Source organism: Hamadaea sp. NPDC051192 (assembly GCF_040682475.1).
In the GTDB taxonomy this organism is placed as follows: Bacteria; Actinomycetota; Actinomycetes; order Mycobacteriales; family Micromonosporaceae; genus Hamadaea; species Hamadaea flava.
The window spans coordinates 24,071-48,820 of the sequence record NZ_JBFBAZ010000040.1; the positions used below are offsets into that span (position 1 = coordinate 24,071).

The 24,750-nt window shown below is 70.0% G+C and carries 23 protein-coding genes and 1 riboswitch; of the genes, 10 read left to right on the top strand and 13 right to left on the bottom strand.

The window, feature by feature from the left end; all coding sequences use genetic code 11:
- Nucleotides 1-24 precede the first annotated feature (24 nt).
- Nucleotides 25-1,134: a lytic polysaccharide monooxygenase gene (locus tag AB0M47_RS18945; protein WP_363415035.1), complete on the bottom strand. Its 1,110-nt coding sequence runs from the start codon at nt 1,132-1,134 to the stop codon at nt 25-27.
- Between the two features lie 151 nt (nt 1,135-1,285).
- Here AB0M47_RS18945 and solA point away from each other — a divergent pair, with 151 nt between their 5' ends.
- Nucleotides 1,286-2,395, top strand: a complete 1,110-nt coding sequence (gene solA, locus AB0M47_RS18950; protein WP_363415038.1) for an N-methyl-L-tryptophan oxidase — start codon at nt 1,286-1,288, stop codon at nt 2,393-2,395.
- Nucleotides 2,396-2,406: 11 nt separating this feature from the next.
- Here the strand turns inward: solA and hrpA are convergent, their stop codons facing one another.
- From hrpA to AB0M47_RS18970, 4 genes are all read right to left on the bottom strand, one after another.
- The gene (gene hrpA / locus AB0M47_RS18955) at nt 2,407-6,480 is read right to left on the bottom strand and encodes an ATP-dependent RNA helicase HrpA (RefSeq protein WP_363415041.1); all 4,074 of its coding nucleotides are present in this window, start codon (nt 6,478-6,480) and stop codon (nt 2,407-2,409) included.
- Nucleotides 6,481-6,622: 142 nt separating this feature from the next.
- Nucleotides 6,623-8,002, bottom strand: coding sequence for a glycine--tRNA ligase (locus tag AB0M47_RS18960; RefSeq protein ID WP_363415044.1), 1,380 nt, complete (start codon nt 8,000-8,002; stop codon nt 6,623-6,625).
- A gap of 143 nt (nt 8,003-8,145) precedes the next feature.
- On the bottom strand, nt 8,146-8,634 hold the full coding sequence (locus AB0M47_RS18965) for a hypothetical protein (RefSeq protein WP_253761148.1): 489 nt from the start codon (nt 8,632-8,634) through the stop codon (nt 8,146-8,148).
- 11 nt (nt 8,635-8,645) lie between these two features.
- Nucleotides 8,646-8,984 carry an antibiotic biosynthesis monooxygenase gene (locus AB0M47_RS18970; protein WP_360003086.1) on the bottom strand — a complete coding sequence of 113 codons (339 nt, stop codon included), beginning with the start codon at nt 8,982-8,984 and terminating at the stop codon, nt 8,646-8,648.
- A 91-nt stretch (nt 8,985-9,075) separates the two neighbouring features.
- Here AB0M47_RS18970 and AB0M47_RS18975 point away from each other — a divergent pair, with 91 nt between their 5' ends.
- Genes AB0M47_RS18975 through AB0M47_RS18990 form a run of 4 tightly spaced genes read left to right on the top strand, consistent with a single transcriptional unit; the run spans nt 9,076 to nt 12,032 of the window.
- Nucleotides 9,076-9,990, top strand: a complete 915-nt coding sequence (locus AB0M47_RS18975; RefSeq protein ID WP_363415048.1) for a metal ABC transporter substrate-binding protein — start codon at nt 9,076-9,078, stop codon at nt 9,988-9,990.
- The gene (locus tag AB0M47_RS18980; protein WP_363415051.1) at nt 9,987-10,745 is read left to right on the top strand and encodes an ABC transporter ATP-binding protein; all 759 of its coding nucleotides are present in this window, start codon (nt 9,987-9,989) and stop codon (nt 10,743-10,745) included. Before AB0M47_RS18975 ends, AB0M47_RS18980 begins: the two co-directional genes overlap by 4 nt.
- A 22-nt stretch (nt 10,746-10,767) precedes the next feature.
- Nucleotides 10,768-11,640, top strand: coding sequence for a metal ABC transporter permease (locus AB0M47_RS18985; protein WP_363415054.1), 873 nt, complete (start codon nt 10,768-10,770; stop codon nt 11,638-11,640).
- On the top strand, nt 11,640-12,032 hold the full coding sequence (locus tag AB0M47_RS18990; protein WP_363415057.1) for a transcriptional repressor: 393 nt from the start codon (nt 11,640-11,642) through the stop codon (nt 12,030-12,032). Before AB0M47_RS18985 ends, AB0M47_RS18990 begins: the two co-directional genes overlap by 1 nt.
- On the opposite strand, the gene AB0M47_RS18995 is transcribed toward AB0M47_RS18990, so the two are convergent.
- On the bottom strand, nt 12,024-12,713 hold the full coding sequence (locus AB0M47_RS18995) for a DUF2306 domain-containing protein (RefSeq protein ID WP_363415060.1): 690 nt from the start codon (nt 12,711-12,713) through the stop codon (nt 12,024-12,026). The genes AB0M47_RS18990 and AB0M47_RS18995 overlap by 9 nt on opposite strands.
- A 76-nt stretch (nt 12,714-12,789) precedes the next feature.
- Here AB0M47_RS18995 and AB0M47_RS19000 point away from each other — a divergent pair, with 76 nt between their 5' ends.
- Nucleotides 12,790-13,458, top strand: coding sequence for a TetR/AcrR family transcriptional regulator (locus AB0M47_RS19000; protein ID WP_363415063.1), 669 nt, complete (start codon nt 12,790-12,792; stop codon nt 13,456-13,458).
- A 52-nt stretch (nt 13,459-13,510) separates the two neighbouring features.
- Nucleotides 13,511-14,134 carry a hypothetical protein gene (locus AB0M47_RS19005; RefSeq protein WP_363415066.1) on the top strand — a complete coding sequence of 208 codons (624 nt, stop codon included), beginning with the start codon at nt 13,511-13,513 and terminating at the stop codon, nt 14,132-14,134.
- A 116-nt stretch (nt 14,135-14,250) separates the two neighbouring features.
- On the opposite strand, the gene AB0M47_RS19010 is transcribed toward AB0M47_RS19005, so the two are convergent.
- The 3 genes from AB0M47_RS19010 to AB0M47_RS19020 all read right to left on the bottom strand — a co-directional run bounded on the left by AB0M47_RS19010 (nt 14,251) and on the right by AB0M47_RS19020 (nt 18,063).
- The gene (locus AB0M47_RS19010) at nt 14,251-16,164 is read right to left on the bottom strand and encodes an acyl-CoA dehydrogenase family protein (RefSeq protein ID WP_363415068.1); all 1,914 of its coding nucleotides are present in this window, start codon (nt 16,162-16,164) and stop codon (nt 14,251-14,253) included.
- Between the two features lie 160 nt (nt 16,165-16,324).
- Nucleotides 16,325-17,056, bottom strand: a complete 732-nt coding sequence (locus tag AB0M47_RS19015) for a TIGR03943 family protein (protein ID WP_363415071.1) — start codon at nt 17,054-17,056, stop codon at nt 16,325-16,327.
- Nucleotides 17,053-18,063 (bottom strand): permease, encoded by a 1,011-nt coding sequence (locus tag AB0M47_RS19020; protein ID WP_363415074.1) that lies wholly within the window; start codon nt 18,061-18,063, stop codon nt 17,053-17,055. Before AB0M47_RS19020 ends, AB0M47_RS19015 begins: the two co-directional genes overlap by 4 nt.
- A 55-nt stretch (nt 18,064-18,118) precedes the next feature.
- Nucleotides 18,119-18,263: riboswitch (TPP riboswitch) on the top strand.
- A gap of 91 nt (nt 18,264-18,354) precedes the next feature.
- Here AB0M47_RS19020 and AB0M47_RS19025 point away from each other — a divergent pair.
- Genes AB0M47_RS19025 through AB0M47_RS19035 form a run of 3 tightly spaced genes read left to right on the top strand, consistent with a single transcriptional unit; the run spans nt 18,355 to nt 20,998 of the window.
- Nucleotides 18,355-18,945 (top strand): ECF transporter S component, encoded by a 591-nt coding sequence (locus AB0M47_RS19025; RefSeq protein WP_253761136.1) that lies wholly within the window; start codon nt 18,355-18,357, stop codon nt 18,943-18,945.
- Nucleotides 18,945-20,270: an ABC transporter ATP-binding protein gene (locus AB0M47_RS19030; RefSeq protein WP_363415077.1), complete on the top strand. Its 1,326-nt coding sequence runs from the start codon at nt 18,945-18,947 to the stop codon at nt 20,268-20,270. Before AB0M47_RS19025 ends, AB0M47_RS19030 begins: the two co-directional genes overlap by 1 nt.
- Nucleotides 20,267-20,998, top strand: coding sequence for an energy-coupling factor transporter transmembrane component T (locus AB0M47_RS19035; protein ID WP_363415080.1), 732 nt, complete (start codon nt 20,267-20,269; stop codon nt 20,996-20,998). The genes AB0M47_RS19030 and AB0M47_RS19035 overlap by 4 nt, the downstream gene beginning before the upstream one ends.
- Before the next feature lie 293 nt (nt 20,999-21,291).
- On the opposite strand, the gene AB0M47_RS19040 is transcribed toward AB0M47_RS19035, so the two are convergent.
- From AB0M47_RS19040 to gatC, 4 genes are read right to left on the bottom strand one after another with little or no spacing between them, the layout of a single operon-like run.
- Complete coding sequence (locus tag AB0M47_RS19040) at nt 21,292-22,077, bottom strand: isoprenyl transferase (RefSeq protein ID WP_253763859.1); 786 nt, start codon at nt 22,075-22,077, stop codon at nt 21,292-21,294.
- A gap of 35 nt (nt 22,078-22,112) precedes the next feature.
- Nucleotides 22,113-22,868: a DNA repair protein RecO gene (gene recO / locus AB0M47_RS19045; RefSeq protein WP_253761133.1), complete on the bottom strand. Its 756-nt coding sequence runs from the start codon at nt 22,866-22,868 to the stop codon at nt 22,113-22,115.
- 50 nt (nt 22,869-22,918) lie between these two features.
- Nucleotides 22,919-24,394 carry an Asp-tRNA(Asn)/Glu-tRNA(Gln) amidotransferase subunit GatA gene (gene gatA, locus AB0M47_RS19050; RefSeq protein ID WP_363415084.1) on the bottom strand — a complete coding sequence of 492 codons (1,476 nt, stop codon included), beginning with the start codon at nt 24,392-24,394 and terminating at the stop codon, nt 22,919-22,921.
- Nucleotides 24,391-24,690: an Asp-tRNA(Asn)/Glu-tRNA(Gln) amidotransferase subunit GatC gene (gatC, locus tag AB0M47_RS19055; RefSeq protein ID WP_253761131.1), complete on the bottom strand. Its 300-nt coding sequence runs from the start codon at nt 24,688-24,690 to the stop codon at nt 24,391-24,393. Before gatC ends, gatA begins: the two co-directional genes overlap by 4 nt.
- Nucleotides 24,691-24,750 lie beyond the last annotated feature (60 nt).

Sequence of the window (24,750 nt, forward strand, 5' to 3'; positions counted from 1 at the left end):
TCTGCCGCTAGCTCAGCCCAGCCGTCACGGGCTGGTGCAGGTGACGGTCGGTACGGCGTTCGTGCCGGTCTGCGTGGCGAGGAAGCCCACGCTGACCGATCCGCCGGCCGGCACCGAGGAGTTCCAACTCACCGGTTTGACCGTGATGCTGGACCCGGACGCGGTCAGCGTGCCGTTCCACAGTTGACTGATGGTCTGGCCGTTGGCGAAGGTCCACTTCACCGTCCAGCCGCTCAGGGCCGCTGAGCCGGCCTTGACCACCACCTCGCCCTGGAAGCCGCCGCCCCAGGTGTTCACGATCGAATAGGTGGCGGTGCAGGCCCCAGTGGGCGCCGGGGTGGACGAGGTGGGGCTGACGCTGGCGCTGGCACTCGGGGAGGCCGAAGCGCTCGGCGACGAACTCGTCGTGACCGACGGCGACGGCGACGGGTTGGTGCCGCCGCCGATACCGGTGACCTCGCCGTTGCCGCCGTCGAAGACGACGTCGGAGCAGCCGTAGAAGGTCTCGGTGCTGTCCGACCGCTTCCAGACCGAGTAGATGATGTGCCGCCCGGTCTTGTTCGGCAGGTTGCCCGACCAGTAGTAGTTGCCCGTCGGGGCGGAGCCGTTGAGCGGCGGGTGGTCCACCGACAGGAATGGCGTCGACTCCATGTCCGCCCAGGTCAGCGCCTGGTTCGGGTCATAGCCGTCCTTCGTGACGTACAGGTAGAACCAACCGGGGTGGGCGGCCCAGGCGGCGTACGTCCAGTTGAAGGCCGCGCCCGAGGTCAGGTGGGTGAGCGGCCAGTCGTTGCGGGGGGCGTCGAAGCCCGCGTACTTCGTGAAGCCGCCGCTGCAGAGCGCGCCGTCGGGGATGAACCCGGTGGTGCGCCCGGCGCCGTCGGACCGCAGTACGCCGAACCAGTCGTAGAACGGCTGGGCGCCGCCGACCGCGAGGGCGTTCTGGCAGGCGGCGTTGGTCGGTTTGATCTCGCCCGTGGAAGTGAGACCGTCCTTGTAGCACAGATAGGTGCGGCTGCCGGGGGTCAGCAGCGCACCGTGTGCCCAGGTTGTGGCCGGAATGAGCGCGGCGACGACCGCCGCGACCAGTCCCACCACAATGGAGTGTCCCACCGTCGCGCGTCTGATCTTCACCTTGTTCTCCCTTCGGAGGTGATCAGCACGGGGACGTCAGGGCCGTGGGAGAAGCCCAGTGCGGCAAGCGCATCATGTGATCACGAATCCAGCAATGCAGATGTCACAGTATGGGAACGCTCCCAGGGCTGGGCGGCGTTATCGTGTCCCGATGCCGGAAGTGATCGTTCTCGGGTTGGGCAGCATGGGCTCCGCGGCGGCGTACACGCTGGCCGCACGGGGTGTCGACGTCGTCGGCGTGGACCGCTTCACGCCACCGCACGAGCGCGGCGCGCACGCGGGCGGCACCCGGATCATCCGCATGACCTACGCCGAGGGCGCGGCCTACGTCCCGCTCCTCCGGCGGACCTACCGACTCTGGGCCGAGCTAGAGCAGGCCACCGGCATTCGCCTCGTCACGCCGACCGGCGGGCTCAACCTCGGCCGGCCCGAGAGCGCGACCGTGAGCGGGGCGCTGACCAGCGCCCGCGAGCACGGATTGGCGTACGAGCTGCTCGACGCGGACGCGATCCGCCGCCGCTTCCCGCAGTTCCACCCGGCCGAGGACGAGGTCGCCGTGCTCGACACGGCCGCCGGATTCCTCACGCCGGAGATCGCGATCTCGACGATCCTCGGCCTCGCCGAGCGCGCGGGCGCGACGCTGAGGTTTGGCACAGCCGCCGTCTCATATAGCGAGACAGCGGCCGGAGTGTCCGTCCTGCTGGCCGACGGCAGCCGGCTGGAAGCCGAGCGACTGATCGTCGCGCCCGGCGGCTGGGCGCCCGGTCTCCTCGGCGACCTGCCGCTCCGCGTGGAACGCCGGGTCCAGCACTTCTGGCGGCCCGGCCCCGGCTACACCCCCGCCGAGTTCCCGGCCTGGATCTGGGAGGCCGGCGGGCTCACGGCGTACGGGGTGCCCGCGTACGAGGGTCAGGTCAAGGCCGCGTTCCACGCCCCGCCCAAGCCCGAGGTGGTCGACGCGGACGCCGGCGCCGAGCCGCCGCGTCCCGACGAGGAGCTGCCGGTACGCGATTGGCTGCGCCCGCGTCTCCCCGGTCTCGCCGACGCCGCGTACGCCGGGGGCAAGCAATGCCTCTACACGCTGACGCCCGACGAGAACTTCGTCATCGGACCGGTCTCCGACCGGGTGACCGTCGCCGCCGGATTCTCCGGGCACGGCTTCAAATTCGTGCCCGTCGTCGGTGAGATCCTGGCCGATCTCGCGACGGACGCCGTGCCGCCCTACGACCTCGCGCTCTTCTCCCCCACCCGATTCCGCTAGCGGCGTCCGCGTCAGAGGGCGTCGATCGCGCGGAAGATCCGCACGTCGGAGATCGGGTACGCCGTCCCCATGCTCTGCGCGAAGTAGCTGACCCGCAGCTCCTCGATCATCCAGGGGATCTGGGTGACGGCGTCGGCCGCCCGGCGGGCGGGCGGAAGCTGGGCGACGACGTCGGCGTACTCCTGCTGGATCTCGTGGATCAGATCCGTGTGGGAACGGTCGCGCTGGATGTTGCCGGGCAGCTTCTCCAACCGGATCTCGATCGCCTTGAGATAGCGCTGCAGGTGCGGCAGCAGCCACCAGCCCGTCTCGGCCACGAAGCCGGGCCGGATCAGCCCGCTGAGCTGCTTGCGGATGTCGTTGACCGCCGCCACGTACGCGATGTTGGACACCGCCTTCAACCGCCGCTCGATCTCGTACGACGCCTTGAGGATCAACTCCACTTTGGAGACGACCTCCTCGAACGCGTCGAACAGGCGCTCGCGGACGGTGGTCGACAGTTTCGCGTACGCGGACGGGTCCCAGGCCGGGCCGCCGCTCTCCGCGATGACCCGGTCGACGGCACAGGCGACGCAGTCGTCGAGGAGCGCTGCGACACTGCCGTGCGGACCCCGGCTCAGCGCCAGCTTGGCGGAGTTGTCCAACCGGCTCGACAGGTAACGGACCGGCGAGAACGGCAGGTTCAGCATCAGCAGCCGGCGGGTGCCCCGCCACATCGCCTTCTGCTGCTCGGCCTCGCTCTCATAGAGGCGTACGCCGACCGAGTCGCCCTCGTCGTGCAACGCCGGGTACGCCGTGACCGTGTAGCCCATGCGTTTGCGCTCGACCGAGTGGGGGATCTCCGCCGAAGGGAAGTCCCGGAGCCCGGATTGCTCCACATCGGATACGGCCTCGTGGAAGACCTCCTTGGTCTTCGGCCGCAGCTGTTCCTGGAGGGCGGCCAGATCCTTGCCGGTCGCGAGCACCTTGCCGTCGTCCTCGACGGAGAAGGTCATCCGCAGGTAGTCCGGGACACGCGACAGATCCCAGGCGTCGTACGGGATCTCGACGGCGGCCAGCCGATGCAGATGCCGCCCGAGGGCCTCCAGCAGGGTTCCGTCGTACGGCTTGAGCTGCGTCAGGGCGTACTTGGCGTGATCCGGGACGGGCACGAAGTGCCGCCGCAGCACCTTGGGCAGCCCGCGCAGCAACGCGGTCACGAGTTCTTCCCGCAGCCCGGGGATCTGCCAGTCGAAGCCTTCGGTGGTCAGCCCGGCGAGGGCGGGAAGAGGAATGTGGACGGTCACGCCGTCGGCGGCGGCGCCCGGCTCGAACTGATAGGTCAGCGGGAACTCGTGCTCCCCGGTACGCCACCCATCCGGGAAGTCCGCCTCGGCGACCCCGCCGGCTCCGGCGTTGACCAGCATGTCGAGGTCGAAGGTGAGCAGGTCGGGCTGCTGGCGCCGGACGGTCTTCCACCAGCTGTCGAAATGCCGCCCCGACACCACGTCGGCCGGAATCCGGCCGTCGTAGAAGTCGAACAGCGTCTGGTCGTCGACCAGGATGTCCCGACGCCGGGCCCGGCTCTCCAGCTCCTCGACCTCGCCCAGCAGCTCCTTGTTCTTCGCGAAGAACTCGTGCCGGGTGTCCCAGTCGCCCTCGACCAGGGCGTGCCGGATGAACAGCTCCCGCGACAGCGGCGCGTCGATCTGCCCGAAGTTCACCCGGCGCTGCACCACCAGCGGTACGCCGTACAGGGTGACCCGCTCGTAGGCGAGGACGGCGGCGGCCTTCCGCGACCAGTGCGGCTCGCTGTAGGACCGTTTGACCAGATGGCCGGCCAGCTGCTCGACCCACTCCGGCTCGATCTTGGCGACCGTCCGCGCCCACAGTCGCGTCGTCTCCACGAGTTCGGCCGCCATCACGAAGCGCGGCGACCGCTTGAAGAGCACCGATCCCGGGAAGATCGCGAACTTCGCGCCGCGGGCTCCGGCGTACTCGCGCTTCTCCTGCTCGTAGAGACCGATGTGGCTCAGCAGCCCGGCCAGCAACGCCTGGTGGATCGCGTCGCCGTCGATCGACTTGTCCGGGTCGGGCGCCGCGCTCACCGCCACGCGCTGGTCGCCGTTGTCCCCCACCGCCCGGCGCAGCTGCCCGAACAGGTCTTGCCATTCGCGTACGCGGAGGTAGTGCAGGTACTCGGATTTGCAGAGCCGGCGGAACTGATTACCGGACAGCTCCTGCTGCTGCTCGTGCAGATAGTTCCAGAGATTGAGGTACGCGAGGAAGTCCGACTCCTTGTCGGCGAACCGGGCGTGGGACTGACTCGCCTGCTGCTGCTTGTCCTGCGGGCGTTCACGAGGGTCCTGAATAGACAGAGCCGCAGCGATCACGAGCACCTCGCGCAGACAGCCCGTACGCTCGGCCGCCAGGATCATCCGGCCCAGGCGGGGATCGGCCGGGATGCGGGCCAGCCGCCGCCCCACCGGGGTCAGCGTGCCCTCGGCGGTCAACGCGCCCAGCTCGTGCAGCAGGTCGTAGCCGTCGCGGATGTTGCGCCGGTCCGGCGGATCGATGAACGGGAAGTCCTCGACCTCACCCAGCCGCAACGCCACCATCTGCAGGATGACCGAGGCGAGGTTGGTCCGCAGGATCTCCGGATCGGTGAACTCCGGCCGCGACTGATACTCCTCCTCGGAGTAGAGCCGGACGGCGATGCCGTCACTCGTCCGGCCACATCGGCCGGCCCGCTGGTTGGCGCTGGCCTGCGACACCGGCTCGATCGGCAGCCGCTGCACCTTCAGGCGCTGGCTGTACCGGGAGATCCGGGCGGTGCCGGGGTCGATGACGTATTTGATGCCGGGCACCGTCAGCGACGTCTCCGCGACGTTCGTGGCGAGCACGATCCGCCGCCCCGTATGCGGCGAGAAGACACGATGCTGCTCAGCGGTGGAGAGTCTGGCGTACAAGGGGATGATCTCGGTGAAGCGGAGCTGGCGGCGCGTCAGGGCGTCGGCGGTGTCGCGGATCTCGCGCTCGCCCGAGAGGAAGACCAGGATGTCGCCGGGGCCCTCGGCGGCCAGCTCGTCGACCGCGTCCGAGATCGCGGTGACCTGGTCGCGGACCTCGTCGGTGTCCTGCTGACCGAACTCCTGGCGGCTCGCGCGAGCACTCCCCGGCTCATCACCCTCCACGACGAGCGGGCGATAGCGCATTTCGACCGGATAGGTCCGCCCGGAGACCTCGATGATCGGGGCGGGCTTGCCGTCGGCGTCCGCGAAATGCTGAGCGAACCGCTCCGTCTCGATGGTCGCCGAGGTGATGATCACCTTCAGGTCGGGCCGGCTGGGCAGCAGCTGCTTGAGGTAGCCGAGGATGAAGTCGATGTTGAGGCTGCGCTCGTGCGCCTCGTCGATGATGAGCGTGTCGTACGCCGTGAGCCGCCGGTCGTGGGCCAACTCGGCCAGCAGGATGCCGTCGGTCATGAGCTTGACCAGGGTCTGCTCGCCGACGCTGCTGCCGAACCGGACCTGGAAGCCGACCTGCTGGCCCAGCTCGACCCCGAGTTCCTCGGCGATCCGGTCGGCCACCGTACGCGCCGCGAGCCGCCGAGGCTGGGTGTGCCCGATCATGCCGTCGACGCCCCGGCCCAACTCCAGGCAGATCTTGGGCAGCTGCGTCGTCTTACCCGACCCCGTCTCCCCCGCGACGATCACCACCTGGTGATCGCGGATGGCCGCCAGGATCTCGTCTTTCCGCTGGCTGACCGGCAGTTCCTCGGGATACCGGATGACCGGTACGCTCTCGCGCCGCCGCTGGAGCTGCTCGGGCGTGCGCCCTCGGCGCTCCCGCCGTTCCGGCCTACGCTCCCGGCTTGCCCGCTTTTCCGGGCGACCCTCACGGGTCCCCGGGCGGCCTTTGTCGGCGGCTTCGGGGCGGCCCTCGCCAGCGGTTTCCGGGCTGCCCTCGGGGGCGGCTTCCGGTCGGGCTGACCGGGTCTCGGGTCGGCGCGGCCTGCGGCGGCGATTGGCGGCTTTTCGCGGCGTCTGTCCGTCTGCGGGGCGCTGCGTCGGGCGCTCGGGCCGGCTCTCCTCGGGTGTGCTCATGTCACCCGCCAGGGTATCCGCTGCCCTCGCCCGCTCTCACCTCGATTTCCGGCCGCGCCGCACGATCATGGGACGACCGGCGAAGCGCAGCGCCCCGCCGCCGGGAAGGCGACGGGGCGCTGAGGCGCGATGAGCGGCGGACCTAGCAGCCGGGCAGGCGCTCGATCAGGTAGGACTCGACCCGGTCGAGACCCACGCGCTCCTGGGTCATCGTGTCGCGGTCGCGAACCGTGACGGCGTTGTCCTCGAGCGTGTCGAAATCGACGGTGACGCAGTACGGCGTACCGATCTCGTCCTGGCGACGGTAGCGGCGGCCGATCGCCTGGGCGTCGTCGAAGTCGACGGTCCAGCGCTGCCGGAGCGTGGCGGCCAGTTCCCGGGCCTTCGGCGACAGCTTCTCGTTCCGCGACAGCGGCAGCACCGCCACCTTGACCGGCGCCAGGCGCTTGTCGAAGCGCATCACGGTACGCACGTCGACGCCGCCCTTGGTGTTGGGCGCCTCGTCCTCGTCGTACGCGTCGAGCAGGAACGCCAGCACCGCACGGGTGAGGCCGGCCGCCGGCTCGATGACGTACGGGAACCAGCGCTCGCCCTTGTCCTGGTCGAAGTAGGACAGGTCGACGCCGGACTCCCGCGAGTGCGTCGAGAGGTCGAAGTCGGTCCGGTTGGCGATGCCCTCCAGCTCGGAGAACTCGGTGCCGCCGAACTGGAAGCGGTACTCGATGTCGACCGTACGCTTGGCGTAGTGGGAGAGCTTCTCCTTGGGGTGTTCGAAGAAGCGCAGGTTCTCGGGGTTGATGCCGAGGCTGATGTACCAGTTCCAGCGCTCTTCGAGCCAGTACTCGAGCCACTTCTCGTCGGTGCCCGGCTCGACGAAGTACTCCATCTCCATCTGCTCGAACTCACGGGTCCGGAAGATGAAGTTGCCCGGGGTGATCTCGTTGCGGAAGCTCTTGCCGACCTGGGCGATGCCGAACGGCGGCTTCTTGCGGGCCGAGTTCGAGACGTTGTTGTAGTTCACGAAGATGCCCTGGGCGGTCTCGGGGCGCAGGTAGTGCAGGCCCTCTTCGCTGTCGACGGCGCCGAGGTAGGTCTTCATCATGCCGTTGAACATCCGCGGCTCGGTGAAGGTGCCCTTGTTGCCGCAGTTCGGGCAGTTCAGCTCGGCCAGGTCGAAGACCGCGTCCGGCTTCTTCGCGAGGAAGGCCTCTTCGAGGTGGTCGGCCCGGAACCGCTTGTGGCACTTGGTGCACTCGGTCAGCGGGTCGGTGAACTCCCGGACGTGGCCGGACGCCTCCCAGACCTGGCGGGCCAGGATCACGGCCGAGTCGAGGCCGACGATGTCGTCGCGGAGCTGAACCATCGAGCGCCACCACTGGCGGCGGACGTTCTCCTTCAGCTCGATGCCCAGCGGACCGTAGTCCCAGGCCGATCGGGTGCCGCCGTAGATCTCGCTGGACGGGAAGACGAATCCTCGCTTCTTGGCGAGATTGACGACCTTGTCGATGCGATCCGCAGGCATAGAGATAGCTCCTTCCATGGAGGCTGCCGCCGGCTGGATGTCGGCGGGATGCCGCTGGGCCCTACCCAGACGACCATATGGGCCGGTCCGGCGACCGGCACCCGATTAACGCTACTGGAGCGCCGCGGACGCGTGCCCGAGGGTCAGGCCGTGCCGCAGACCTCGATACGTCCGGTCGAGCTGTCCTGGGCCAGCTGGTACGTCACATTCCGGTCCGGACCGGACGCGTACTCCAGGGTGACGGGCACCTGGAGGGTGTTGAGATCCACCTCACCGACGGTGTATCCGGTGCTCGTGGTGACGTTCCGCTCCAGCGCCGCGAACTCGTCGACGTCATAGTGCTTGCGCATCTCCGCGCAGACCAGGTCGTACGCCTCGGCGGGTTTGCCGCGCTCCAAGGCGGAGAGATAGCGGGTGACCGTCTGGTTCGCCTGATCCTCCACCGCGCGTACGCCGGTGATGGCGAGCCCGACCAGCAGGGCGATGCCGCCACCGCAGAACAGCAGCAGGGCCACCGCCCCGGTGCCGAGTCCCCACCAGAGGCGCGTGGACGATCCCTCGGTCGGGGCCGCGACGAAGGGCGGCCGGGCGCCGGGGCCGGGCGGGACGCCCTCAAGCGTGGGCTGCGTCACGGTCACCGACTCTATACAACCCGGTCGCTAGTCCGCGGCTCGACGGGGCCGCCGGGCGGCGCGCTCGCGAGCGACTCGTACGCGACGGGCTCGTACAGCGACTCGGCCAGCAGCGGCGTGGCGGTCATCTTCACCTCGAAGGCGCCCAAGGCCCGCCGGTACGCCCCGACGTTGGCCCATTCCGTGACCAGGCACCAGGACGCGGGTTCGTCCAGCGACCGCGTCAGCTCCCCCCGCAGATAACCGGGCCGGGCCGCCAGCGCCGCCAGCGCCGCGTGGGCGCGCTCGACGAAGGCCTCGACGCCGTCCCCGGACTCGGGGCTGACCACGAACCTGTTGAAGACCAGCATCCTGATCGTCCTCCTCCGGTTGTACAGCGTAATGGGTCACAACATGAAAACGCTTTTGACAATCATTCTCATCTAGAGGAGAGTGGTGACCATGAGACTTCGCCACCTCCTCTCGGTCGCGACGGCGGGCGTGCTGCTCGCCGGGGGCCTGGCCGCATGCGGGCAGGACGGCGCGAGCGCCGACGGCAAGCTGCCCGTGGTCGCCGCCTTCTACCCCCTGCAGTTCGTCGCCCAGCGCATCGGTGGCGACGCCGTCCAGGTGACCAACCTGACCGCGCCCGGCGCGGAGCCCCACGACCTCGAGCTGAGCCCCAAGCAGCTCATGCAGATCGCCGAGGCGAAGGTCGTCCTCTACCTGAAGGGCTTCCAGCCCGAGGTCGACAAGGCCATCGACGCGCAGGCCAAGGACAAGGCGATCGACGTGCTCACACTCGTCCCCACGCTGACCGCGGCCGGCGAGGAGGCCGCCGAGACGCCGGAACTCCAGGGCAAGGATCCGCACGTCTGGCTGGACCCGACCCGGCTGTCGACCATCGCCGCCACCGTCGCGGCCAAGTTCACCGCCGCCGACCCGGCCCACCAGGCGCAGTTCGCCGACAACGCGGCGAAGCTCGCGGCCGACCTGGCCGAACTGGACATGGAGTTCGCGACCGGCCTGAAGACCTGTCAGCGCAAGGAGATCTTCACCAGCCACGCCGCCTTCGGCTACCTCGCCGACCGCTACCACCTCACGCAGATCGCGCTGACCGGGCTGGACCCCGAGCAGGAGCCCACCGCGCAGTCGCTCGCGGACATCGCGGCCGAGGCCAAGAAGTACGGCGCGACTACGATCTTCTCCGAGACGCTGGTGAGCCCGAAGATCTCTGAGACGATCGCGAAAGAGGTCGGGGCGAAGACAGCGGTCCTCGACCCGCTCGAGGGGCTGCCCGCCGGATCCACCGGCGACTACCTCTCGGTGATGCGGCAGAACTTGACGGCGTTGCAGAGCGCACTGGGGTGTTCGTGACGGAGGTCCTGCAAGTCCGGCGCGGGGTGGTCGCGTACAGCGATCGCCCGGTCCTGCGCGGCGTCGAGCTGACCGTGCACAGCGGTGAGGTCGTCGCCCTGCTGGGCGCCAACGGGTCGGGCAAGTCCACGCTGATCAAGGCGGCCCTCGGGCTGGTGCCGCTGGCCGCCGGCGAGGTCCTCCTCTTCGGCACGCCGCTGCGCCGGTTCCGCCAGTGGCCCCGGATCGGCTACGTCCCGCAACGGCTCGGGGCCGGCGGCGGCGTACCGGCGACGGTCGGCGAGGTCGTGGCGGCCGGTCGGCTCGCCCGCCGGGGGTGGCGCCCGGCCTCCGCTTCGGACAAGGTGGCGGTGACGGCGGCCATCGAGGCGGTCGGTCTCGCCGATCGGGTACGCGATCCGGTGGCGACCCTGTCCGGCGGTCAGCAGCAGCGTACGCTGATCGCCCGCGCGCTGGCCGGTGAGCCGGAGCTGCTGATCCTCGATGAACCGACCGCCGGGGTGGACGCGGCCAGCCAGGAGACCTTCGCCGGGGCGCTGAGCGACTTCGTGGCCAAGGGCGGCTCGGTGGCGCTGGTCGCGCACGAACTCGGTCCGCTGGCGCCGCTGATCGACCGGGCAGTGGTCCTGCACGACGGGCTCGTGGCGCACGACGGGCCGGTGCCCGAACCGGCCGAGCACCACGCCCATCCGGAGCACGATCACGTGCACCCGCACGCGCCGCAAACCTCGCCGAGCCTCTGGGAAGCCCCATGAGCGCGCTTTGGACCGTGACAGCATGAGCATCTTCGCTTATCAATTCATGCAGTACGCACTGCTGGGCACCGCGATCACCGGGCTCACCGCGCCGGCTCTCGGCGTCTATCTCGTGCAGCGGCGGCTGTCGCTGATCGGCGACGGCATCGGCCACGTGGCGCTGACCGGCGTCGGGATCGGCGTACTGATGCACAAGTCGCCGGTGCTGGTCGCGACGGTCGTGGCGATCATCGGCGCGGTCGCGGTCGAGATCATCCGCGAGCGCAGCAAGACCTCGGGCGACATCGCGCTGGCCATCCTCTTCTACGGCGGCATCTCCGGCGGCGTCTTCCTGATCGGACTCAGCGGCGCGAGTCAGGGCCTCAACGCGTTCCTCTTCGGCTCGCCGTTGACCATCCGGAACTCCGACATGGTGACGATCGTCGTGCTCGGGGTGGCCGTCCTGATCGTCTCGATCGGGTTGCGCCCCTGGTTGTTCGCGGTCTGCCAGGACGAGGAGTACGCCAAAGTCGCCGGCCTGCCCGTGCGTACCCTCAATGTGATCGTCGCGGTGACCACTGCCGTGACCGTGACCACGGCCATGCGCTCGATCGGCCTGTTGCTCGTGAGCGCGCTGATGGTCGTGCCGGTGGCGACCGCGCAGCTGGTCACCCGGGGCTTCCGCAGCACGATGGCGTTGTCGATGGCGCTGGGCCTGACCAGCGCGGTCCTCGGCGTGGTCATCGCCGGGCCGTCGAACACCGCCGTCGGGGCGACGGTCGTCCTCTTCGCGATCGCGTTGTTCCTGGTCGTGGCGGTAGGATCGGCGGGCCTGCGGGCCTGGCGGCGACGGTCGATCCCGGCCGGCCATCCGGCCTGCGACCCACCCGACGTGCTCCTGAAAGTGGATCGCTGATGACCGCTCCGCGTAACACCCGTCAGCGCACCGCCGTCGCCGCTCTGCTCGGCGAGGTCGACGGGTTTCACAGCGCCCAAGAACTGCATTCGATGCTGCGCGACCGCGGCGACGCGATCGGGCTGACCACGGTCTACCGGACGCTGCAGGCGCTCGCCGACGCCGAGGAGATCGACGTCATGCGCCCGCCCGGCGGCGAGCACCTTTACCGGCGGTGCAGCGACACCCATCACCACCACCTGGTCTGCCGGTCGTGCGGGGCGACTGTGGAGGTGGAGGGACCGGCGGTGGAGAGCTGGACGTCCAAGGTGGCGGCCGAGCACGGCTACTCCGACGTCAGTCACACGCTGGAGCTGTTCGGCACGTGCTCGGCCTGCGCCACGTCACGCTGAGGCGGCCTCCGGCGCCGGGGCCTTGACCGGCCGGCGGCCCTTGGGCGTCCGGGAACGCTCGATCCACCACTCGGCGATCAGCAGGTTGACGATCCAGCTCAGCCAGATCCCGGCCTCGACGGCCTGCTTGATCAGCGCGTCCTGATCGCCGCCGAACTCGCTGTCCAGCATCGGGGACAACGCCACGACGAGCAGGACCGTCCACAAACGATTGACGACGATCGAGGTGCAGAGCGCGAAGCTGCGGATCATCCAGCGGCGGTGTTCGGCGTACCGGGCGGCGCGGGCGGCGCGGAAGCCGCGATAGGTGACGAACAGCCAGACGATCGCCAGCGTGACGTTCCCGGCCTTGCCGGAGAACCCCGGCGTGACGGCGAGCGCGCCGACGAAGATCCCCAGGATGCCCGCCGGCAGCACCCCGCCGAGCACGTACACCCGGCCGGTCCAGCGATGCAGCGCCGGCCGCTTCTGCCGCAGCCACGGCCAGATCTGCATCGAGCACGCGATCAGGGCGACGGTGCCGAACAAGATGTGACCGACCAGCAGCGGAAAGTGCCACGGGTACCGCGGATCCAGCGGCAGCCGGGAGTCCTCGGGAGTGAAGCTGAGGTAGGGCGGCAACGAGAAGGCAAGGAACACCAGGACGATGAAGGCGAGGGGACCGATCCAGGGGCGCTTCATAGCGACTCCTCTGTTAGGGTGACTGCGTGCGACGTACGCAGAAAAGCGTATGCCATACGCAGAAGGGTGGCAAGTGGTGAGTCTGCTGTGGACCGGTCGGCCGTCGGCGGCGCGGGGACCGAAGCCCGCGCTGAGCCTGGAGCGCATCGTCGCCGAGGCGATCAGCCTGGCGGACGCGGAAGGGCTGGCCGCGGTCTCGATGAAGACGCTGGCCACCCGGCTCGGGGCGGGGACGATGTCGCTCTACCGGTACCTGCCCGGCAAGGACGAACTCGTCGCCCTGATGCTCGACAGCGTCATCGGCGCTCCCCCGGCCGTACTGCGCGACGGCGAGTGGCGAGACGGATTGCGGCTGTGGGCACACGGGACTCGGGACGTGTTCCACCGGCACCCGTGGTCGATCGGGATCATCGGCCAGCCCCGCGAGATCGGCCCGAACGAGGTCGCCTGGGGTGAGGCGGCGCTCGGCATCCTCGCCGCCGCCGGGGCGCCCGACCATCAGATCCTCGACATGGTCTTCGCCGTCAACGCGTACGTGCGGGGGGCTTCGCAGCTGTCCGCGCCCGGCGGCCTCGGACCGACCGTCGACCCGGAAGACATCGTCGCGTCCGGCCGGATCGAGGAGTTCCCCCAGTTCGCCCGGCTGATGGCGGCGGCACCCGACTTCGACCCGACCGCCAGCTCCAGCTTCGACGTCGGACTCGGGTATCTCCTCGACGGGATCTCGGCGACCTTGACGGCCTAGCAACCTCGCGCGGCAAGGCCTATTCATCGACAGGAATGGGCACTATGGACGTATGCCGAAGCTCTACGCGGAAAAGCCCTTCCGGTTCGCCCGCCAGCTCTTCGCCGACGTCTTCGTGGCGGCCTGGACCGCCGCCTGGATCTGGCTGGGCCACCGGGTGTTCGAGCTGATCATGGAGCTGGCCACGCCCGGCCGCAAGATCGAGGACGCAGGCAACGGCCTGGCCGACAATCTGGCCGACGCACAGTCCAAAGCGGACGGCATCCCGCTGGTCGGGGACAAGCTCGGCGTCCCGTTCGGCAAGGCGGCCGAGGCGGCCAAGTCGCTGGCCGAAGCCGGCCAAAGCCAGCAGGACGTCGTCCACGACCTCGCCCTGATCCTGGGCTGGGCGATCGGCGGCATCCCCATCCTGCTGGCCCTGGCGCTCTGGCTGCCGTTGCGGATGCGGTGGGTGCGGGCGGCCAGCGCGGCGACCCGGCTGCGCCGCCGTCGGGGCGGTGTCGAACTGCTCGCGTTGCGCGCCCTGACGAGTGCGTCGCTTCGTCGGCTCGCCACCCTCCCCGACGACACGGCCAGCCAGTGGCGCGCCGGGGACCCGGGCACCATGGACAGCCTGGCCGCCTTGGAACTACGTCGTCTCGGCCTGCGTACGCGTCTCGCCTCGCGTGAGCGCTGACGCTGGCCGCGCTCGCGTCAGGCCGACCGCACTGGATCAGGGATCTGGGTCGAATCTTGGGGCAAGATTCGACCTGGAACCCTGATCCAGCGCCCAAAAAGAGCCGCGTGGTGAGGCTAGCGGTGGATGTGGGGGAGGCGGCGGCGTACGTCGGTTTCGCTGGACGGTCCGGGCTCCCAGGTCGCCACCCAGTCCCCCGTCTCCGGCGGCGGCAGGATGCCGTCCTCGAGGAAGGCGTACCGGCCGTCGACGATCCGGGTCGAACCGCGTACGTCGGCGGCGTCGGTGTTGCGGTGCAACCGGCGGAACGACCGCTCGGCCCGATCCCGGGCCTGCCGGCAGAACAGGTCGGCCAGTTCCCGCTCCTCGGCCCGGCCGGACGCCTGGGCGCGTACGCAGGTGGCCGCGATCGCGAACAGCTCGGCTCCGATGTCGACGATCCGGCTCAGGTAGCTCTGCTTGAACTCCATCTTGCCCTGCCAGCGGGCCATCCCCCGGAACGTCTGCCGGGCCAGCTTGCGCGACGACCGCTCCACGTACCGCAGATGCCGGCCCAGGTCGCCGTATTCGGCGTACCCGTGGAAGGAACCGCGGCCGACCGCGAGAGTGGGCAGCCAGCGGGCGTAGAACCCGGCGGCGCGCAGGCCCGCGCGGACCTTGCGGCCGGTCGGGGCCTTGGGGTCGATGATGTCGCCCGCGACGCTGAGGTGCTGGTCGACCGCCTCGCGCGCGATGAGCAGGTGCATGATCTCGGTCGAGCCCTCGAAGATGCGGTTGATCCGCAGGTCGCGCAGGATCTGCTCGGCCGCGATGCCGCGCTCGCCCCGGGCCTCTTGCGACGCGGCGGTCTCGAATCCGCGCCCGCCGCGGATCTGCACGAGTTCGTCGGCGGCCTGCCAGGCCAGTTCGGAGGCGTAGAGCTTGATGAGCGCCGCCTCGATGCGGATGTCGTTGCGGTCGTCGTCGGCCAGCATGCAGCAGAGGTCGAGCATGCTCTCCACGCCGTAGGTGGTGGCCGCGATGAACGCGATCTTGGTCGCGATGGCCTCGTGCTTGGCGATCGGCACGCCCATCTGGACGCGTTCGTTCACCCAGCCGCGGGCGACCCCGGTGCACCACTTGAGTGCGCCGACGCAGGACGCGGGCAGGGACAGCCGCCCGGTGTTCAGCGTGCCGAGGGCGACGCGCATGCCGCGGCCCTCCTCGCCGATCCGGTTCTCCGCCGGGACGAAGACGTCGTCGAACCGGGTCACGCTGTTCTCCAGGCCGCGCAGGCCCATGAAGGCGTTGCGGCGCTCGACGGTGATCCCGGCCGACTCGCTCTCGACGACGAACGCGGTGATGCCGCCCTTGCGCCCCTCGGACTTCGGTACGCGCGCCAGCACGACCAGCAGCGTCGCCACCGTCCCGTTGGTCGCCCAGAGTTTGACGCCGCTGAGCTTGTAGCCGCCCTCGACCGGGGTGGCGCTGGTCCGCATGCGGGCCGGGTCCGACCCGACGTCGGGCTCGGTGAGCAGGAACGCCGACACCTCGCCGGCCGCCAGCCTGGGCAGGAAGCGCTTCTTCTGCTCCGGCGTGCCGAACATCTTCAGCGGCTGCGGTACGCCGATCGACTGGTGCGCGCTGAGCAGCGCCCCCAGCGACGGGTTCGCCGACCCGGTCAGCATCAGGGCCCGGCAGTAGTGCAGATTGGACAGACCGAGCCCGCCGTACTCCGGGTCGATCTTCATGCCGAAGCAGCCCAGCTCGGCGAGGCCGGCGAAGACGTCGTCGGGGATGAACGACTCCCGTTCGATCTGCGCGCCGTCGACATTGTTCGCCAGGTACTCCCGCAGCTTCGGCAGGAACGCCTCGGCACGGGCCGCCTTCTCCGGATCCGGCTGCGGCCACGGGCTGATCAAGTCGAGCCGGAATCGGCCCAGGAACAACTGCTTGCCGAAACTCGGCTTCTTCCACTCATCGCGGCTCGACTCGAGGATCTCCCGGGCCTGAGCTGCGGTCACCTGTGGCTTGGCATCGGTCGCGGTCATTCGCGTACACCCCCGGTGGGACGGGATCAAGTGGTGTCGCCCTATACGTTACTGCCCAGTCTTACCCGCCGGTAGGTGTCTCATTCGCGCTGGATCAGGGTTCTCGGTCGAATCTTGCCCCAAGATTCGACCCGGATCCCTGATCCAGCGCGGATGGGAACTACTCGTACTGCTGTTTGGGCGGGTCGACCGGACGCCACGAGGTCACCGCGATGAACGGGATGATCTCGTCGTTGACCGCGTCCCGCATGGTCCGGTCGGTGTAGGTGCCGACGATCTCCACCCAGGCGTCGTCGGCCATCCCCGTCGGGCCCTGGCCCGCGAAGGCGACCTTGATCGGGCGGGCGTCGGCGGCACAGCACGACAGGATCATGCGGCCGAGCACCTGTCGGCCGTCCGTGCTGGTGACGAGGAAGCCCACGAGTTTCACCTTGCGGTCGCCGAGAGACACGCCCTTGTCGAAGACGGCTCGGGAGGCGTAGTCGAGGACGGTGATCGGCACGACGTCGCCTGGCGGCAACGGCGGATAGTCCGACTCGGCCGCCGTGGACAGTGCCGTGCCGGACTGGCCGGCGGCGTACGCCCCCATGGCGGGCGGCGCCACGAGCAGCAGGCCCAGCACCGGGGCGATGATCAGCCAGCCGACGAGCGGCCCGCCGTGCGCGTGCGCATGCCCGTGATCATGGTCTTCGGACTCGTCCTGCTCGGCCGCCTCCGAGCGGTACTCGTGCCACAACGTCATGACCGCAGCGGCGACCAGCAGCACGCCGGAGAGGATGAGGAACGGCCGCAGCCCCTCCTTGACATAGCGGAGATAGAGGTCGCCGAGGCTGATCTTGAGGACTGCCCCGCCGAGCAGCAGCATGATGACGGACTGCGCCTGCCGGTTCACAGGAAGACCACCCCCAGGAGGCCGGCCACCCCGGTCGCCACCGCGAAGGTGGCCGGGGCGAACCGGGTGGCGAACCGGCGTCCGAAGACGCCGGCCTGCATCGAGATCAGCTTCAGGTCGACCATCGGCCCCACCAGGAGGAACGCCAGCCGAGCGGTGAGCGAGAACTGCGACAGCGACGCGGCGACGAAGGCGTCCGCCTCCGAGCAGATCGACAGCAGCACGGCGAGCACCGCCAACGCCAGTACGCTCAGCACCGGCCGCTGCGCGACCGCCAGCAGCCACTTCTCCGGCACGAGCACGTTGATCGTGGCAGCCGCGGCGGCACCGAGGGCGAGGAAGCCGCCCGCGTGGATGATGTCGTGGCGGCAGGACGCCCAGAACGCCCGCGACTTCGACAGGTCGTCGAGTTCGGGCCGGTGCGGCAGCTTGATCCAGTCCGCCTTGCCGAGCCGCAGCCAGAGCCAGCCCATCCCGGTCGCCACGATCAGGCTGCCGATCGCCCGGAGGACGACCATCTGCGGCTGGCCGGGGAACGCGACCGCCGTCGCGGTGAGCACGATCGGGTTGACCGCCGGGGCGGCCAGCAGGAAGGCTAGCGCTGCGGCCGGGGTGACCCCGCGGCGCATCAGGGAGCCCGCGATCGGCACCGAGCCGCACTCACAGCCGGGGAGCACCACCCCAGCACAGCTGGCTACCGGAACCGCCAGGGCGGGGTGCTTCGGCAACGCCTTCGCCCAGAAGCTCCGGGGCACGAACACCGCGATCACGGCCGAGAGGACCACCCCGAAGACCAGGAACGGGGTCGCCTGCACCATCACGGAGACGAAGACCGTCGTCCAGGTGCTGATCCGGGGCCCGTTGATCAGGTCAGCGACCTGCGTACGGAACAGGACCAGGAGGACGAGGAGGACGGCGAGCACCTCGACTGAGCCGACCCGCCATCGTCGCGGTCCGTCCGGCGCTTCTTCGGCCGGCCGGGGCCGGGTCGGGGAGACGGTCGTCACGAACCCGTACGCTACCGGCCCGGAAGAGGTGTAACCTACGCGGCACAACTGAACATCAGACGGACAGGGGAGCGCACAGCGCTGAGAGTGCGTCCCGCCTTGGAGACAAGGCGGTCGCAGACCCTCGAACCTGATCTGGACAAGGCGTCGCCCTGGGGAGGGCCGCCGATGCCAGCGTAGGGAGTTCGGTCTTCACCTCATCGTTTGCGCCATGCCATCAATCCCTCCTTGGGATCATGAAGGCATGGCGTGCGTCTTCTCCTGGTTCCCCCCTCGAACTAGGAGTCGTCCATGAACAACACCGCTTACCGGTGGCGAACCGTAGACATCGTCGTCACCGCGGTCGTCGCCGTCGCCTTCGGCGTCGTCTTCTGGGCTTGGAACCAGCTGTGGTTCGGGCCGTTCAGCGCCGCCTTCGCCGGCTTCCCGCCGGCCGGAGCGATCATCACCGGCGTGTGGTTCCTGCCGGCCGTGCTCGCTCCGCTGATCGTGCGCAAGCCGGGCGCCGCCCTGTTCGCCGAGCTGGTCGCGGCCGTCATCTCGGCCCTGCTCGGCTCGGCCTGGGGCGTCACCGTCCTCTATTACGGCCTCGCCCAGGGCGCGGCCGGCGAACTCGGCTTCGCCATCGGCGCGTACAAGCGCTGGGGGCTGCCGAACGCGCTGCTCACCGGCGGTCTCATCGGAGCCGCCGCGACCGTCCTCGACCTGACCACCACCTCGTACGGCGAATGGTCGGCGGCGTGGCAGATCACCTACGCCCTGATCCAGATCGCCAGCGGCGCCCTCATCGCGGGCGCGGGCTCGTTCGCCCTTGCCCGGGGGCTGTCCAGCACCGGGGTGCTGGACCCGTTCCCCTCCGGGCGTACGCGCGAGCTGGTCTGATGCTGACCCTGGACGGGTACGGGTGGCGGCACGCCGGCCGCCGCGCATGGGCGGTCCGCGGCGTCGACCTGCGGATCGACCGTGGCGAACGGGTGTTGCTGCTCGGCCCGTCCGGGGCGGGCAAGTCCACGCTGCTCGCGGCGATCGCCGGGCTCCTGCCGACGTCGTCGGGCGAGGCCGAGGGCGTCCTGAAGGTCGAGGGCCGGCCCGGCATCGTCTTCCAGGACCCGCATTCGCAGCTGGTCATGCGCCGCTCCGGCGACGAGGTCGCGTTCGGGCTGGAGAACCTCGGCTGGCCCGTCGACCGGATCTGGCCCCGGGTCGACGAGGTGACGCGGGAGGTCGGCTTCCCGTACGGCCGCGATCGGCGTACCGACCAGCTCTCGGGCGGTGAACAACAGCGGCTCGTCCTGGCCGGGACCCTCGCGCCCCGGCCGGACCTGCTGCTGCTCGATGAACCCACGGCCAACCTCGACCCGCAGGGCGCGGCCCAGGTGCGCCAAACGCTCCGCGAGGCCGTCGAGGCCGAGGTCACGGTGGTGCTGGTCGAACATCGGATCGACGAAGTCCTGCCGCTCATCACCCGGGTCGTCGTCCTCGACCCCGGCGGCGGCGTCCGCGCTGACGGGCCCCCGTCGCTGCTGACCGGTCCGCTCGGCGACGAACTGGCCGCCGCCGGCGTGTGGGTCCCCGGCCATCCGGTCCCCGCGCAGCGCGCCTCGGCGTCACCCGGTCGCGCCTTGATCTCCACTCAGGAGCTACGGGTACGCCATCTGGCGTACCAGGATGTGCACGTTCGAGAGGGCGAAACCGTGGCCGTGACCGGCCCCAACGGCGTGGGCAAGTCGACGCTGGCCCTGGCCCTCGGGGGCCTGCAGCGACCGGCGGCCGGTGCGGTGGTGACGCCGGACGGCAAGCCGCACAAGTGGCGGGCGAAGGTGCTCGCGACGCGGATCGGATCGGTGTTCCAGAATCCGGAGCACCAGTTCGTGACCTCGACCGTACGCGACGAGCTGGCCCTCGGCGGCACGCCGCCCGCGCGGGTCGACGAGCTGCTGGAACGGCTGCACCTGGCCGAACTGGCCCGGGCGAACCCGTTCACGCTGTCGGGCGGGCAGGCCCGGCGGCTGAGCGTGGCGACCGCGCTCGCCGCCGCACCGCGACTGCTGATCCTGGACGAGCCGACCTTCGGACAAGATCGTCGCACCTGGATCGAGCTGGTCTCGCTGCTGGCGTCGCTCCGCGACTCCGGGCACGGGATCATGACCGTCACCCACGACTCCTCGCTGGTCTCCGTGCTCGCCGATCGGACGGTCTCGCTGTGATCCTGGCCCGTCGTGCCCCCGTCGCGAAGCTCGGCGCCGCGCTGCTGCTGTCCTTGGCCGCGCTGACCACGTTGAACGCGGTCGTCCTGGGCGGCATCGTGCTGCTGACCTTGCTGGTCACGCCGCTGTTCGGGCTCACGCCCTGGGGCCTGCTCCGGCGCGCCTGGCCCGCCCTGCTGGGCGCGGCGAGCGTCGTGATCTCGCTGTCGCTGTTCGCCGCCAACCGGTCAGGTGCGGTACTGGTGGACTTCGGGCCGTTCCTCGTGACCACCTCGGTCCTGTCCCTGTCGGTGAGCTACGCGCTACGACTCCTCGCGCTGGCCCTGCCCGCAGTCCTCGTGTACGCCACCACCGACCCGACCGACCTCGCCGACTCCCTGATCCAGCACGTCAAAGCCCCAGCCCGGTTCGCGATCGGCGCACTGGCCGCGTTCCGCCTGGTCGGGCTGCTCGGCGAAGAATGGCGGCTCATCTCGATGGCCCGCCGCGCCCGGGGCATCGACGCGGGCGGCAACCCCCTGCGGTGGGTACGGCTGTTCGCCGGCACCGCGTTCGGGCTGCTCGTCGGGGCGATCCGCCGGGGAACGCGGCTGGCCCAGGCGATGGACGCTCGCGGGTTCGACTCCGGTACGCCGCGGACCGTCGCCCGGCCCTCGCCCTTCGGGCTCGCCGACTGGACCCTCCTGCTCGCTTCGCTCGCCCTCGCCACCCTCGTCATCACCCACTAAACCCCTCCACCCCGCTCTCTCCGCGTTGATCATGGAGTTAACTGTGGTCTCGACGGCGTGTCGAGGGGGCAAACTCCATGATCAACGCGCTTGGGGTGCGAGAGGAGGCGGGCAGCCGTCGGGAGGCGGGCGCCGTCGGGAGGCGGGCGCCGTCGGGAGGCGGGCGCCGTCGGGAGGCGGGCGCCGACCGCGTCAGGCGGAAGCGGGCCGCGTCAGGCGGAAGCGGGCCGCGTCAGGCGGAAGCGGGCCGCGTCAGGCGGAAGCGGGCCGCGTCAGGCGAAAGCGGGGCCGCGTCAGGCGGAAGCGGGCGGCGGCGGGACCGGGTTCGGCAGCGCCCCGCCGAACCGCCGGTCGCGCTGGGCGTACAGCTCGCAGGCGTGCCACAGGTGTCGCCGGTCGAAGTCCGGCCAGAGCACGTCCATGTAGATCAGCTCGGCGTACGCGCTCTGCCAGATCAGGAAGTTGGAGGTGCGCTGCTCGCCGGACGGCCGCAGGAAGAGGTCCACGTCGGGCACCTCGGGGTGGTACAGGTACTTGGCGAACAGCTTCTCGCTCACCCGGTCCGGGCTGATCCGGCCTTCGGCGACGTCGCGGGCGATGGCGGCCGCCGCGTCGGCGATCTCGGCCTGCCCGCCGTAGTTCACGCAGAACTGGAGGGTCAGCTTCGAGTTGTGGCGGCTCATCTCCTCCGCCGTCTCCAGCTCGTCGATGACGCTCTTCCAGAGCCGGCCTCGGCGGCCCGACCAGACGACGCGTACGCCGAGGTCGACGAGCTGGTCCCGGCGGCGCCGGATGACGTCGCGATTGAAGCCCATGAGGAAGCGCACTTCTTCCGGCGAGCGCTTCCAGTTCTCCGTGGAGAAGGCGTACGCCGACAGGAACGGGACGCCGATCTCCAGCGCACCCTCGACGGCGTCGAAAAGGGAGTATTCGCCCCGTTTGTGGCCTTCTGTCCGAGGGAGTCCGCGGTCCTTCGCCCAACGGCCGTTGCCGTCCATCACGACGGCGATGTGGCGCGGCAGCGCTCCGGACGGCAGCGCCGGCGGGCGGGCACCCGACGGATGCGGAGTCGGCTCCATGGGCGCCGACCTGCGGCCGAGGCTGACTTTCCTGATCACGTGCGCTCTCCCCGATCGACTAGAGGAAGCGAGCGTAGCGCGCGTTCCATATGCCACTGCAGGTGCGCTGCGACCAGGCCGCTGCACTGGCGACGCTGGGCCTCCTCGGCCGCGTCGGCGATCTTCCAGTCGCCGTTGAGCAGGGCGAGCATCAGTTCGATCGTGGCCGGGTTCGGATGGGCGGCGCCCGGCGGCCGGCACTGGCTGCACACGCTGCCACCGGCCGCGACGGAGAACGCCCGGTGCGGCCCGGGAGCGGAGCAGACGGCGCACTCGGCGAGCACCGGCGCCCAGCCCTCGTGCGCCATCGCCCGCAGCAGGTACGCGTCGAGCACGAGCGTTCCAGAGTGCTCGCCGTCGGCCAGTGCCCGGAACGCGCCCAGCGTCAGCTGGAACAGCCGCAGCGCGGGCTGGCCCTCCTCGGCGGTCAGCCGCTCGGCCGTCTCCGCGATCGCGCTCGCGGCGGTGTAGCGCGGATAGTCCTCGACGAAGTGCTTGCCGAGCAGGGAGATCCCCTCGACCTGGGAGATCGTGTGCAACCCGGCCCCTTCGGCCCACTGCACGTCGATGTGGCCGAAGGGTTCCAGCCGGGCGCCGTAGCGCGAGGTCATCTTGCGTACGCCCCGGGCCACGGCGCGCAGCCGCCCATGCCGACGGGTCAGCAGGGTGATGATCCGGTCGGACTCCCCCAGCTTCTGCACACGCAACACGATGGCGTCGTCGCGTTGGAGAGGACGGCGCATGCCAGGCATCCGACCATCCTCCCGCCCGCGTACGACAACAGTTACAGGGTCGGCGGCAGTTACAGCGTGGGCGGGGCGAACGTGCCCACGGCCGACTCAACCGCGGCGGCCACCCGGTACATCCGGTCGTCACCGAGGGTCGGAGCCATTACCTGGAAGCCGACCGGCAGTCCCTCAGACAGGCCGCACGGCACCGAGATCGCCGGGCCGCCGTAGAGGTTCGTCGGGATGGTGAACAGGTCCGCCAGGTACATCTGGTACGGGTCGGACGTCCGGGAGCCCAGTTCGAACGCGACGAACGGCGTGGTCGGCGAGACCAGCACGTCCACCTGCTCGAACGCCGTGGTGAAGTCACGGGTGATGAGCGTGCGCACCTTCTGGGCCTGCCCGTAGTAGGCGTCGTAGTAGCCGGACGACAAGGCGTACGTGCCGATGATGATGCGGCGCTTGACCTCCGGGCCGAAACCCGCCTCGCGGGTCATCGACATGACCTCTTCGAGCGACCGGTTGCCGTCGTCGCCGACGCGCAGCCCGAACCGCACTCCGTCGTACCGCGCCAGGTTGGAGGAGCACTCACTCGGCGCGATCAGGTAATACGCCGGCAGCGCGTACACGAAGTTGGGGCAGGAGACCTCGACCACCTCGGCGCCGAGCTTGGTCAGGGCCTCGACGGTCTCGCGGAACGCGCTCATCACGCCGGGCTCCGCGCCCTCGCCCGAGAACTCGCGGACCAGACCGACCTTCACGCCGGTCAGGTCGCCGGTCGCCCCGAGCCGCGCGGCCCCGACCACGTCGGGGACCGACGCGTCGATCGAGGTCGAGTCCCGCGGGTCGTGCCCCGCGATGACCGCGTGCAACAAGGCGGTGTCTTCGACGGTACGCGCACAGGGGCCGGGTGTGTCCAGTGAGGACGAGAAGGCGAGGAGCCCGTATCGGCTGGTGCCACCGTAAGTGGGCTTCGCGCCGACGGTACCCGTGACAGCGCCGGGTTGCCGGATCGAGCCGCCGGTGTCGGTGCCGATCGACAGTGGAGCCTCGTACGCCGCGAGCGCCGCCGCCGAGCCACCACCGGATCCGCCCGGAATCCGGGCCAGGTCCCACGGGTTGAAGGTCGGACCGTACGCCGAGTACTCCGTCGAGGAGCCCATGGCGAACTCGTCCATGTTGGTCTTGCCGAGCATGACGGTGCCGGCCGCCCGCAGCCGCTCGACCAGGGTCGCGTCGTACGGCGGACGCCAGCCTTCGAGGATCTTCGAGCCCGCCGTCGTCGGTACGCCTCGCGTGGCGAGCACGTCCTTGACGGCGATCGGAACGCCGGCCAGCGGCCCGAGCTGCTCCCCGGCGGCGATCCTGGCGTCGACCGCCTCGGCGGCGGCGAGCGCGCCCTCGGTGTCGACGTGCAGGAAGGCGTGGACGCGGTCGTCGACGGCGGCGATGCGGTCGAGGTGCTCGCGGGCGACCTCGACGGCCGAGACCTCGCGGTTGGCGATGAGTGCGCCCAGCTCAGCAGCGGTCTTCTTGATCACGCTGGTCACTCCTCTTCACTCAAGATGCGGGGAACCCGGAACCGGTCCTCGTACGCGTCCGGCGCGCCGGCCAGCGCCTCGGCCGGGGTCAGGCACGGCTGCTCGACGTCCTCACGCAGCACGTTGACCAGCGGAACCGAGTGGGACGTGGGCGGGATGTCCGCGGCGGCCACCTCGCCGACCCGGGCGACGGCCTGCAGGATCACGTCGAGCTGACCGGCGAAGACGTCCAGTTCCTGCTCGGTGACGGCAAGCCGCGACAGGTGCGCCAGATGCGCTACCTCTTCGCGGGAGATGGCGGCCATGCTCTGCCCCCTTGACTGATTCGGCGGAATTCGTCGAGTTCGGTGGGTTCGGTGGGCTCA

Coding starts and splice junctions, on each gene's coding strand:
- solA (WP_363415038.1), top strand. CDS start 1,286: ATGCCGGAAGTGATCGTTCTCGGGTTGGGCAGCATGGGCTCCGCGGCG.
- hrpA (WP_363415041.1), bottom strand. CDS start 6,480: ATGAGCACACCCGAGGAGAGCCGGCCCGAGCGCCCGACGCAGCGCCCC.
- AB0M47_RS18960 (WP_363415044.1), bottom strand. CDS start 8,002: ATGCCTGCGGATCGCATCGACAAGGTCGTCAATCTCGCCAAGAAGCGA.
- AB0M47_RS18970 (WP_360003086.1), bottom strand. CDS start 8,984: ATGCTGGTCTTCAACAGGTTCGTGGTCAGCCCCGAGTCCGGGGACGGC.
- AB0M47_RS18975 (WP_363415048.1), top strand. CDS start 9,076: ATGAGACTTCGCCACCTCCTCTCGGTCGCGACGGCGGGCGTGCTGCTC.
- AB0M47_RS18985 (WP_363415054.1), top strand. CDS start 10,768: ATGAGCATCTTCGCTTATCAATTCATGCAGTACGCACTGCTGGGCACC.
- AB0M47_RS18990 (WP_363415057.1), top strand. CDS start 11,640: ATGACCGCTCCGCGTAACACCCGTCAGCGCACCGCCGTCGCCGCTCTG.
- AB0M47_RS18995 (WP_363415060.1), bottom strand. CDS start 12,713: ATGAAGCGCCCCTGGATCGGTCCCCTCGCCTTCATCGTCCTGGTGTTC.
- AB0M47_RS19005 (WP_363415066.1), top strand. CDS start 13,511: ATGCCGAAGCTCTACGCGGAAAAGCCCTTCCGGTTCGCCCGCCAGCTC.
- AB0M47_RS19010 (WP_363415068.1), bottom strand. CDS start 16,164: ATGACCGCGACCGATGCCAAGCCACAGGTGACCGCAGCTCAGGCCCGG.
- AB0M47_RS19025 (WP_253761136.1), top strand. CDS start 18,355: ATGAACAACACCGCTTACCGGTGGCGAACCGTAGACATCGTCGTCACC.
- AB0M47_RS19030 (WP_363415077.1), top strand. CDS start 18,945: ATGCTGACCCTGGACGGGTACGGGTGGCGGCACGCCGGCCGCCGCGCA.
- AB0M47_RS19040 (WP_253763859.1), bottom strand. CDS start 22,077: ATGGAGCCGACTCCGCATCCGTCGGGTGCCCGCCCGCCGGCGCTGCCG.
- recO (WP_253761133.1), bottom strand. CDS start 22,868: ATGCCTGGCATGCGCCGTCCTCTCCAACGCGACGACGCCATCGTGTTG.
- gatC (WP_253761131.1), bottom strand. CDS start 24,690: ATGGCCGCCATCTCCCGCGAAGAGGTAGCGCATCTGGCGCACCTGTCG.